Below are 10,133 nucleotides of genomic sequence, written 5' to 3' on the forward strand. Positions count from 1 at the left end.
TATCTTGTATGTATAATTGTAGGTTTCAATAATTATATAAACAATATATAATTTAGATAATATTCATCTCATTTCGAGAACGATAGAAAGAGGTGGAAAAAATGGAATTAAGACAATTAGTTTATTTCACAGAAGTTGCCAAACGGGAGCATGTGTCAGAAGCTGCTGAAGCGTTGCATGTCGCTCAATCTGCTGTTAGTCGTCAAATTGCAAATTTAGAGGATGAACTCGGGGTCAAGCTATTCGAACGTGAAGGAAGAAACGTAAAATTAACACCGATCGGCCGCCACTTTTTACAACATATTGAATCGGCATTAAAAGCGATTGACTATGCGAAGCAACAAATTGAAGAATATTTAGATCCAGAGCGCGGAACAATTAAAATTGGTTTTCCAACAAGTCTCGCAAGCTATACGATGCCAATGGTCATTTCCACATTTAAACAAAAACATCCGCACATTTCTTTCCATTTGCGTCAAGGGTCATATAAGTTTTTGATTGATGCAGTGAAGAGGCGAGAAATTGATGTGGCTTTCTTAGGTCCTGTACCAACTGAAGAAAAGGGCATTCAAGGGGATATTTTATTTACCGAGTCGTTCGCCGCACTCATTCCGACAGATCACCCACTTAGTCAAAACCGAAGCATCACTTTAAGTGAATTACGACATGAGCCGTTTGTCATGTTTCCAGAAGGATTTATTTTACGAAAAATAGTAGAAGATGCTTGCAAGCAAGCCGGCTTTTCTCCGATCATTTCATCAGAAGGAGAAGATTTAGATGCAATTAAGGGACTCGTCTCAGCAGGAATCGGGGTGACTTTGCTCCCTGAAAGTACATTTTACGGAACGACACTTCGTTATACAACGAAAGTCCCGATCGAATTTCCGCTCGTTCGTCGCAACGTCGGAATCATTTTACCAAAATATGACCTTGCACCTTCTGTCAACGTATTTTATCAGTTCGTAAAACAATTTTTTGCTACGTTAAATCAATACCAGTAAGCCAGCTGATAAGCGCAACTGGCTTACTGTGTGACTACATAGACAAATCGATGCCGACAACTCCAACTACGTAACCTAAAAGTTTATCTTTACGACACACTTTTTGTAGAAAATACCCACATACGACTTCCGATCCAGTTGATCGCCATTCCGCTTATCGTCGCTATCATTTTGTTTAAAACAATTGGAAACATTTCTCTGAAACCGTGTAGCATCATGATCGTCACGATGAGAGAACAAAGGTTTACGGCAAGAAAACGAACGAATTGTTTTTTCCCCCCTCCTACTGATCGAAACGTCCACGCCCGATTCCATATGTAGCTATTGATCACACCTGCACTATAGCCAAACATTTGTGCCCACATATATGGCACATGAAGTGCTATGAGGGAGAAAAATAACAAAAAATCCACAAATGTATTACTCACTCCAACAACAATAAAACGAAACAACGTAACAATGTTATTCAATGTCATGCAACACCTTCTTAAAAAATTTACAAATTCATATTGGATTTTTATGTTAATATAAAAAGGTGAGGAATTTCAACTCATACAAAAATATCCATATAAATAAAAGGAGCTATCAAACATGGAGCACAAAATTGAGACGATTCCATTTGAATTAACCATTGTAGGAAAAGGGTACCGCGTGAAAACAGACGAAGCATTCCAAATGATTCCTTCACTTTGGGCTCATGCCGAACAAGATGGATTTATGCAAAAACTGATCGATCTCTCATGGGAGCATCCAAAATGCACACTTGAAGGGCTGTTGGGTGTTTGTGGGGAAGAAGCTAAAATAACAGACGAACAGTTTACTTATTTTATGGGAATACGTTATGATGGGGAAGTTCCGAGCGATATGCAATATATGACGATCAAACATGACACGTGGGTGGTGATTTCAAACGTAACTGAGGCGTGGAATCAATTATATGAATGGCTTCCTTTTTCTCAATATGAACTTGCTGATGCTCCGTGTATTGAATGTTATTATGCGCCGGATCACCGTCCTGAAAATGAATTATGGGTTCCCATTATACGTAAATAACCGAACAAACATAGCCAAAGGAGCGAGAGCAGCGCACTCCTTTGGCATGCAAGTTAAAAACAAACACGGGCAAGCCCGATGACACCCGATACCGTCAGTGGACTGAGTAACGTAGATAAAAATACAGCCTGGGCAGCATACTCTGGATGATGATTATATTCTAATGCATACAACGCTGTGTTTCGCGAACAAGGGTATGCACTCGCAATGAGTAGTGCTTGAGCTGTTGTCCCTTTGATATGTAAAAGTGAAACGATCAAAAAAGCGATCAAAGGAGATAAAATAAGTCGACTACCAATCGTTATAAACATAAGCCGAGGAAGCCGTTTCATATTCATATAAGCGAGTTGAGCACCTAACGTCAGCAAAGCAATCGCTAAAAAAGCATCGGCTACACGTTCAAGCGGCTGCCAAATAAACGATGGTATTGGAATATGAGCGAATCGAAACATCACACCGAGAATAAGTGCGTAAATAATTGGATTTTTTAAAAATTCACGAGTCATTTTCCCTTTATTTTTACTTGCCGAAATAAACTGAAACAATCCATACGTATTCGTTAAAAAGTTTTGAAAAATCGTTACGACAATTTGGATCGACAAACCTAGCGGCTCGTGCCGGAACACAAGTTGGCTTACTGGAATGCCGAAATTTCCTGAATTGTTAAGGACAATCGTGTTTTGAAACGTTGCCCCTAAACTTCGATCAAGCTTTAGCCATCTTGCCATCATCGCACTAATCATAATAAGCGTCCCATTTTGTAGAACGAGAAAAAAGAGGATGTTCAACAACACATCACTTGTTATGTCGCTCTCATAAACGTTTACAAATCCAACTGCCGGAAGCAAAAAATATGTCGTTATTTTTGACAACGTATTCATATCGAAATGAAATAACCGATGCAAATACACCCCTGCTCCAATCAACAAAAACAACGGTAAAATGACGTCAACAACTATGTGGATGAAAATGGTCAAGAAAAACACCCCTTTTCGACGGGAAACCCCGTACCACCATCTGATAGTACGGGTAAAACATTACCGATTCCGATTAAAAATAATCAGCTTTAATTCTGTCATTTCTTCGATTGCATATCGAATACCTTCGCGCCCAAATCCGCTTTCTTTTACCCCACCATACGGCATATGATCGACACGAAACGTTGGAATATCGTTAATAATCACCCCTCCGACATGCAGTTTCTCCGCTGCTTCCCAAGCAGTATGAACGTTGTCTGTATAGATGCCGGCTTGCAGGCCGTAGCGTGAATCGTTGACAAGATCAATCGCTTCGTCGACGGAAGACACTTGATTAATCAAAACAATTGGCGCAAATACTTCTTGGCACGATACTTTCATCGTTGGCGCCGCATCTAGAATGACCGTTGGCAACAAAATATTTCCTTGTCTCTCCCCACCAACTGCAACGGTAGCGCCCCCTTGTTTCGCTTCCTCGATCCATTGTAACGAACGCTCCACATCTTTTTCAGAAATAAGAGCAGAAACGTCTGTCTTCGGATCAAGCGGGTCACCAACTTTCAACTGCTTCACCGCTGCCACAAACTTTTCGACGAATTCTTTATATCGTTTTTCATGTACGTAAATACGTTGCAACGAAATACACACTTGCCCTTGGAACGAAAACGCACCGACGATGCACCGTGGGATGATGCGGTCAATGTCCACTTGTTCATCAATAATGACCGCTGAGTTTGATCCTAATTCTAGCGTCACTCGTTTTAAGCCAGCTTTGTTACGAATAGCAATCCCTACTTCAGGGCTTCCTGTAAATGTGATCATGCGAACACGTGAATCTGTCACAATTTGATCACCAACTGTTTTTCCGCTCCCCGTCACGACATTAAGCGCTCCGTTTGGCAGTCCTGCCTGCTCAAATAATTCGGCAATAAAGTAGGCAGAAAGCGGCGTTTGGCTTGCAGGTTTCAACACGACCGTGTTCCCTGATGCAATCGCAGGACCTAGCTTATGTGCTACTAAATTCATCGGAAAATTAAACGGCGTAATCGCTCCAACCACTCCAATCGGTTCTCTGACCGTAAAAGCGACGCGATGTTCTCCGCCTGGTGCGGCATCAAGGGGAATCGTCTCCCCATGAATTCGCTTCGCCTCTTCCGCCGCAAATTTATACGTTTGAATCGTGCGCGCTACTTCCGCTTTGGCGGTCGTGATCGGTTTTGCGGCTTCTTTCGCAATGATCGTAGCCGCTTCGTTTGCGCATTGTTGCAATAAAGCTACCACTTTCTCTAAAATCGCCGCCCGCTCGTGTGCCGGCATTTTCGCCATCACTTGCCGCGCTTCATCCGCAGCCGCAATCGCCTGCTTGACATCACGTTCTGTCGCGAGCGGAATCTCCGCTAACACTTCACTAGAATACGGGGATAAAAGCTTAGTATACATCTCTGCTTCAACCCATTCGCCGTTAATATAAAGCTTTTTTCTTTCGATTGCTGTTCTCATCCTATTTTCCTCCATTCCTTTTGATGACATACGTCCGACATCGATGATAGTTATTTCTATTCTTTTTTCTTGTTTTATAATCCTTCACAAAATTGATTGACTAATGACGAAAAAGATAAAAGCCCACTTCATCAAGCAGGCTTTTATACTCACTCATTCATCCGAAACAACGCAATCGCACGTTGACGTTGCAATGAATGGTCTACTGTTGGTGCAGGATAGTCGGTTTTGATGTTGCTTTTCCATGGCTCATGAATATGTGCCGAAGGGAAAGAAGCAAGTTCTTGTACATACGTGCGAATATACGTGCCATCCGGATCAAACTTTTTCGATTGTTCAATCGGGTTAAAGACGCGAAAATACGGCACAGCATCTGTCCCGACAGAAGCGGCCCATTGCCATCCTCCGATATTTGATGCTTCATCATAGTCGATTAACATATGCTGAAAATATTGCTCGCCCATGCGCCAATCGATCAAATAATCTTTTGTTAAAAACGAGGCAACAATCATGCGAAGACGATTATGGATCCATCCTTCTGCTTTCAATTGGCGCATCCCTGCATCAACGATTGGAAAGCCTGTTTTTCCTTCTTTCCAAGCTTCAAACCGCTCGCGATCACGCAACCAAGGGAGATGACGATACTTTTCAATGAACGCTTCCGTTTTTGTAAAAGGAAAATGTGCATAAATCATATGATAAAAATCGCGCCACGCTAGCTCTTTTATGTACGTTTCTACCGCTTCATCATAGCCGTTTCCAAATTGTTGAGTAACTACATGAAAAACGGTGCGAATCGAAATCGTCCCTGTTTTTAAATGTGGGGATAAGCGACTCGTTCCCATAGCACTTGGAATATCGCGTTTTTTATCATAATGCGGAAGAACTGTTTCAATAAAATGTTGTAGAGCGATAAGTGCATCTTGTTCGCTCGTACGTTCCCAACGTTTTGTACATTGCGAAAGCCACATCGTAAACGCCCGCTCGTCATCTTCAGAAATCGGTGTCATATGCAACATATGTTCACGTAGTAGCGCCATGTCAACGGAACTCGGAAACCGCTTCGGACGTTTCCGCCATGCGCGGTAATATGGTGTATATACTTTATAAGGCGTTCCGTCTGCTTTTAGTACCTCAAATGCCCCGTGCAAATGTGCATCATCATATGCATATACGTCAACCCCATATTTCTGCAAAAACGTGCGGACATAATCATCCCGCTCTTTCCCACGCCCAACCTCGTCTTTATTAAAAAAGATGGCGTTCATGTGTGTACGGCTGATTAGTCGAACAAACACATCGTCAATATCTCCATGCAAAATGTGCACATGTATCCCATATAGATGACGCAACATTTGCCGAAATTGCTCAACGGTTTGAAAAAAATATTCATGATGGTACGTTCGTTCTTTTGCGAAATGAGAATCGAAGTGAAAGAAAAAAAGAAGCTTTCCTTGTCTTTCTTTCGCCCAATGAAGCGCATGAACGAGCGCTGTATGATCGTGCAGACGAAAATCTCGGCGAAACCAAACAACTGCTGTATGCATATATCCCATCCTTTCATCTTTTACACGTTCTTATTGTACAACATTTGTTTAATAATTGTATAATAAAATAAAAATAAAAAAAAGAAGGTGACTATATTGTACGATGTCATTATCATTGGAACAGGATTTGGAGGAATAACAGCAAGTGCGCTTCTTGCGAAAAAAGGATATCGCACCTTGACATTTGAAGCTGCAAACGAACTCGGCGGATGTGCAGGAAAATTTGAACGACAGTCGTTTCGTTTTCAAGCAGGAGCAACGCTTGGGATGGGCTTTGAAGAAAACGGTGTATTTTCAAAGTTGTTTCATGAACTCGACATATCTCCTCTTCCTGTTCATTTATTAGATACAATTATGGACGTACATTTTCCCGATCGGACGATTCGTTATTACCAGCAAAAAGAACGTTGGTTTGAAGAAATTGCACAACAATTCCCAAAAGATAGCGCAGCCATCGTCCACTTTTTTGAAGAAATGTTTTCTCTGGCGGACGCACTACTTTCTTTTGTATACGAACGACCGATGATCCCACCAAAAACAATGAAACATATATTCGAAGCGCTACAAAAAGCTGATCGAAAATTATTGCGCGCCACACCATTTTTATTTCAATCGATTGCGAAACGTCTCGAACATTATGGCATTCGTGACGAGACATTCATTGCCTTTTTAAACGGCCAACTCGTTGATAGTGTACAAACAACGGTTGAACGTTGTCCCGCTTTGCTTGGTGCCGTTGCCTTAAGCATCTTTCATCGTGGAGCGTTTTACGTGGAGGGAGGGCTTGCTACTGTTGTTCATGCACTTGCAGAACGTTACAAACAACTTGGCGGAGAGCTACAGATGCGTGAAAAAGTCATTTCTATTCGCAAAGAGCGCCATTGGCTTGTGACGACAAACCGAAAACAAACATATGAAGCGAAACATGTTGTATTTAACGGCTCTATCCATAGTATTTTTGCCATTTTAGATGATTCTATTAAACGTACATTTTCGATTCGTGAAGAAAAAGAAAAAAAGCGCCCGGCTTGGGGAGCGTTTACAATTTACATAGGAGTAGACGACAACTTTCAGACAGATAGCCTATACCACCAATTTATCGTCGATCGAACAAAACCGATGAGTGAAGGAAATCAATTTTTATTGTCCGCTTCCGCACCGTTCGATCGACAAATGGCACCTGTTGGGAAACGTTCCATCACGATTTCGACGCATACCGACCCGCTTCGTTGGTGGGAGCGCAAGGCGTATGATGAACAGAAAAAGAGGCTTACAGAACAAATATTGCAACGTGTAAATAAAACATTCCCATTAACGAATATACATGTTCAATTAGTCGGCACACCTGTGACATTTGCTCGCTTTACTCATCGGGCGTTCGGAAAAGTAGGAGGATATATTCCAAACGGTGTCTTCAGTTTATTGTCTACGTATGCACCGCAAACGAATGTCGAAGGACTTTGGCTTTGCGGCGATACTGTATTTCCAGGTGCAGGCTCGCTCGGTTGCGCATTATCAGGATGGATTGTAGCGGATGCGATTACCGCAGACAAATAGCTCTATGCACGAAACATAGAGCTATTTTTTCTTTATTTCAATCGGAATCGTTGTTTTTATTTTGATAGCGACTTTCGGATACGTTAACGCTTGTGTGACGATTGCATCTGGTGCTGGCTTTTGTTCTTTATAATAGACAATTGCTTTGCCTTTTTTATATCGGACCTCAATCACTTCAACCCCATATCCACCTGTTTTTCTTTCCCCGAGATGAATAATCGCATACGTGACATCATCTTGTTTAACGGTGTACGTTTGAAATTGTTTATGCTGTTTTTCATACAATGCTTTCATATGCTGTGGAAGCTGTTCAACTGTAATCACTTCGTATGCGATGTGATCTCCTTCTTTATACGCCTCTTGTTTTTCTGCTTTCGATACATGACAAGCAGAAAGAAAAAAACTCATAACCATAATCATCCATTTTTTCATTTTCATGTCCTCCTTTTTAGTAAAACACAAAATTGTGGAGAATTTATGAACATAACCTTCACCATTCTTATCAGTCACATGTACAATACTCATATTACACATTTTTCTCTTCACCAACTACTGAATTTCCTCCATAAATTTTGCACATTCATTTTTTATCATGATGTTACATCAAAATTTTATGGGGGAAAACGTGATGAAGAAATTATGGTTAGGAACCGTATTGGTAGGAGTCATTGCGCTGAGTGCAGCTTGCTCTAATCCGATGCAAGGACATGACATGTCCAACATGAATATGAAAAAAGAAAGTATTTCTAACGAATCCAGTAAGCAGCAATTATCTTTAGCAACCGATACAGAAGTGTTGTCTGGGAAAGAAATTAACCTTACTGCGAAGGAAGCGTTATTACAAATCAACGATCAAGTCAAACTCCCAGTATACACGTATAATGGATCGGTACCCGGTGCGCAAATCCGCGTAAAGCAAGGAGATAAGGTGAAAGTTGTTTTAAAAAATGAATTGCCAGAACCGGTTACGATTCACTGGCACGGCTATCCTGTTCCAAATAACCAAGATGGAGTACCGGGTGTCACGATGGACGCCATTAAACCGGGTGAAACGTTTACGTATGAATTTACAGCAACTGCACCTGGAACTTATTGGTATCATTCCCATCAAAAAAGCGCCGAGCAAGTGGATAAAGGGTTATACGGCACTCTCATCGTAGAACCGAAAAAGGAAGAAAAAGTCGATCGCGACTACACGCTTGTATTCGATGAATGGATGAGCGACCCGAACGCCGACAGCAATATGAACATGAATATGAGTGGCATGGATCATAGCAATATGGATATGAGCAGCATGGGACATAACATGAATATGTACGATATTTTCACGATTAACGGAAAAAGCGGAGCTACTGTCCAACCGTTAAAAGTGAAAAAAGGCGAAAAAGTGCGGCTTCGTCTTGTCAATGCAGGATATATGTCCCACAAGCTTCATTTGCATGGACATGCGTTTAAAATTGTCGCAACAGACGGCCAACCGTTAAAGAACCCGCAACCAATCAAAGATGAACTGTTGAATATCGCTCCAGGTGAACGCTACGACATTGAGTTTATCGCCAATAACCCGGGTGAATGGTTATTAGAATGTCACGGAAATATGAAAGGTACCGATGGAATGAAAGTGAAAATTCAATACGAAGGACAAGCAAACAATACGGACAAAGCGAACGCAAAAGAAAACCTCCCTGTCGTGGATATGACAACATACGGAAAATATGAGACAGGTCCATTTACGTTAGACAAAAAATATGATGTCGAGTACACGATGGATTTAGGAACCGCCATGGGCAAAAATGGCATGATTTTCACGATTAATGGAAAAACGTATCCTGACACAGCGCCGATTAACGTGAAAAAAGGAGATTTAGTAAAAGTAAAAATAGTAAACAATTCACCGATGGATGTCCATCCGATGCATTTACACGGACATTTCTTCCAAGTATTAAGCAAAAACGGGAAGCCAGTCACAGGCGCTCCATTGATTAAGGATTCGTTAAATGTAAACCCTGGTGAAGAATATGTCGTTGCATTTCAAGCAGATAATCCGGGAAATTGGATGTTCCATTGCCATGACTTGCATCACGCTTCAGCCGGAATGGTCACAGAAGTAAAATATACCGATTACAAATCGGACTATACCCCAGATCCGAATAACACAACGAATAAAGGGGAATAAGAAAGAGGGTGTCCAACATTGTGTGGGCACCCTTTCTCCCTTACTTCACATCATATCCTTGCTCTTCAATCGCTTCTTTCAGTTTTTCTACGCTGACCTTTGTTTCATCATACTCGACATCGACCGTACCTTCTTGCAAATGCACTTCTACACGGCTGACGCCATCTAACGTTTGAAGTGCATTTGTCACCGCCGCTTTGCAATGTCCGCATGTCATTCCTTGTACTTGTAATGTAATCGTCATCATCCATTCCTCCCTCTAGAAATGTTGATATATCAAGGTTTCTTGGCATCATAGGGGTGCCAAAAAAATTTTTTCGAC

The 10,133-nt window shown here is 41.5% G+C and carries 10 protein-coding genes; 4 read left to right on the forward strand and 6 right to left on the reverse strand.

The genetic code is table 11. The features are described from left to right. Positions 1-101 precede the first annotated feature (101 nt). Positions 102-1,001, forward strand: a complete 900-nt coding sequence (gene gltC, locus LD028_RS07550; RefSeq protein WP_035046365.1) for a glutamate biosynthesis transcriptional regulator GltC — start codon at positions 102-104, stop codon at positions 999-1,001. A gap of 89 nt (positions 1,002-1,090) precedes the next feature. Here gltC and LD028_RS07555 read toward each other — a convergent pair whose 3' ends face one another. Continuing rightward, the gene (locus LD028_RS07555; RefSeq protein WP_237811443.1) at positions 1,091-1,477 is read right to left on the reverse strand and encodes a GtrA family protein; all 387 of its coding nucleotides are present in this window, start codon (positions 1,475-1,477) and stop codon (positions 1,091-1,093) included. 115 nt (positions 1,478-1,592) lie between these two features. Here LD028_RS07555 and LD028_RS07560 point away from each other — a divergent pair, with 115 nt between their 5' ends. Next, entirely contained in the window at positions 1,593-2,054 is a 462-nt protein-coding gene (locus LD028_RS07560) for a GyrI-like domain-containing protein (protein WP_237811444.1), read from the forward strand. Positions 2,055-2,107: 53 nt separating this feature from the next. Here LD028_RS07560 and LD028_RS07565 read toward each other — a convergent pair whose 3' ends face one another. The 3 genes from LD028_RS07565 to LD028_RS07575 all read right to left on the reverse strand — a co-directional run bounded on the left by LD028_RS07565 (position 2,108) and on the right by LD028_RS07575 (position 6,087). Further along, positions 2,108-3,031, reverse strand: a complete 924-nt coding sequence (locus LD028_RS07565) for an AEC family transporter (RefSeq protein WP_237811445.1) — start codon at positions 3,029-3,031, stop codon at positions 2,108-2,110. A 60-nt stretch (positions 3,032-3,091) separates the two neighbouring features. Continuing rightward, on the reverse strand, positions 3,092-4,531 hold the full coding sequence (locus LD028_RS07570; protein ID WP_237811446.1) for an aldehyde dehydrogenase family protein: 1,440 nt from the start codon (positions 4,529-4,531) through the stop codon (positions 3,092-3,094). 149 nt (positions 4,532-4,680) lie between these two features. After that, entirely contained in the window at positions 4,681-6,087 is a 1,407-nt protein-coding gene (locus LD028_RS07575; protein WP_237811447.1) for a cryptochrome/photolyase family protein, read from the reverse strand. A 78-nt stretch (positions 6,088-6,165) separates the two neighbouring features. On the opposite strand from LD028_RS07575, the gene LD028_RS07580 reads away from it, so the two are divergent. Continuing rightward, positions 6,166-7,635 carry a phytoene desaturase family protein gene (locus tag LD028_RS07580; protein ID WP_237811448.1) on the forward strand — a complete coding sequence of 490 codons (1,470 nt, stop codon included), beginning with the start codon at positions 6,166-6,168 and terminating at the stop codon, positions 7,633-7,635. A gap of 21 nt (positions 7,636-7,656) precedes the next feature. On the opposite strand, the gene LD028_RS07585 is transcribed toward LD028_RS07580, so the two are convergent. After that, entirely contained in the window at positions 7,657-8,067 is a 411-nt protein-coding gene (locus LD028_RS07585; protein WP_237811449.1) for a protease complex subunit PrcB family protein, read from the reverse strand. 196 nt (positions 8,068-8,263) lie between these two features. Here LD028_RS07585 and LD028_RS07590 point away from each other — a divergent pair, with 196 nt between their 5' ends. Continuing rightward, on the forward strand, positions 8,264-9,811 hold the full coding sequence (locus LD028_RS07590; protein ID WP_237811450.1) for a multicopper oxidase family protein: 1,548 nt from the start codon (positions 8,264-8,266) through the stop codon (positions 9,809-9,811). Positions 9,812-9,851: 40 nt separating this feature from the next. Here the strand turns inward: LD028_RS07590 and copZ are convergent, their stop codons facing one another. Further along, positions 9,852-10,055, reverse strand: a complete 204-nt coding sequence (copZ, locus tag LD028_RS07595; RefSeq protein ID WP_237810815.1) for a copper chaperone CopZ — start codon at positions 10,053-10,055, stop codon at positions 9,852-9,854. Positions 10,056-10,133 lie beyond the last annotated feature (78 nt).

This window comes from Anoxybacillus sp. LAT27 (genome assembly GCF_022030075.1).
Taxonomy (GTDB): Bacteria; Bacillota; Bacilli; order Bacillales; family Anoxybacillaceae; genus Anoxybacillus; species Anoxybacillus kestanbolensis.

Excerpts from the sequence above, each read along its gene's own strand:
- LD028_RS07585 (WP_237811449.1), bottom strand. The coding sequence starts at position 8,067 with ATGAAAAAATGGATGATTATGGTTATGAGTTTTTTTCTTTCTGCTTGT.
- LD028_RS07560 (WP_237811444.1), top strand. The coding sequence starts at position 1,593 with ATGGAGCACAAAATTGAGACGATTCCATTTGAATTAACCATTGTAGGA.
- LD028_RS07570 (WP_237811446.1), bottom strand. The coding sequence starts at position 4,531 with ATGAGAACAGCAATCGAAAGAAAAAAGCTTTATATTAACGGCGAATGG.
- LD028_RS07555 (WP_237811443.1), bottom strand. The coding sequence starts at position 1,477 with ATGACATTGAATAACATTGTTACGTTGTTTCGTTTTATTGTTGTTGGA.
- copZ (WP_237810815.1), bottom strand. The coding sequence starts at position 10,055 with ATGACGATTACATTACAAGTACAAGGAATGACATGCGGACATTGCAAA.
- LD028_RS07575 (WP_237811447.1), bottom strand. The coding sequence starts at position 6,087 with ATGGGATATATGCATACAGCAGTTGTTTGGTTTCGCCGAGATTTTCGT.
- gltC (WP_035046365.1), top strand. The coding sequence starts at position 102 with ATGGAATTAAGACAATTAGTTTATTTCACAGAAGTTGCCAAACGGGAG.
- LD028_RS07590 (WP_237811450.1), top strand. The coding sequence starts at position 8,264 with ATGAAGAAATTATGGTTAGGAACCGTATTGGTAGGAGTCATTGCGCTG.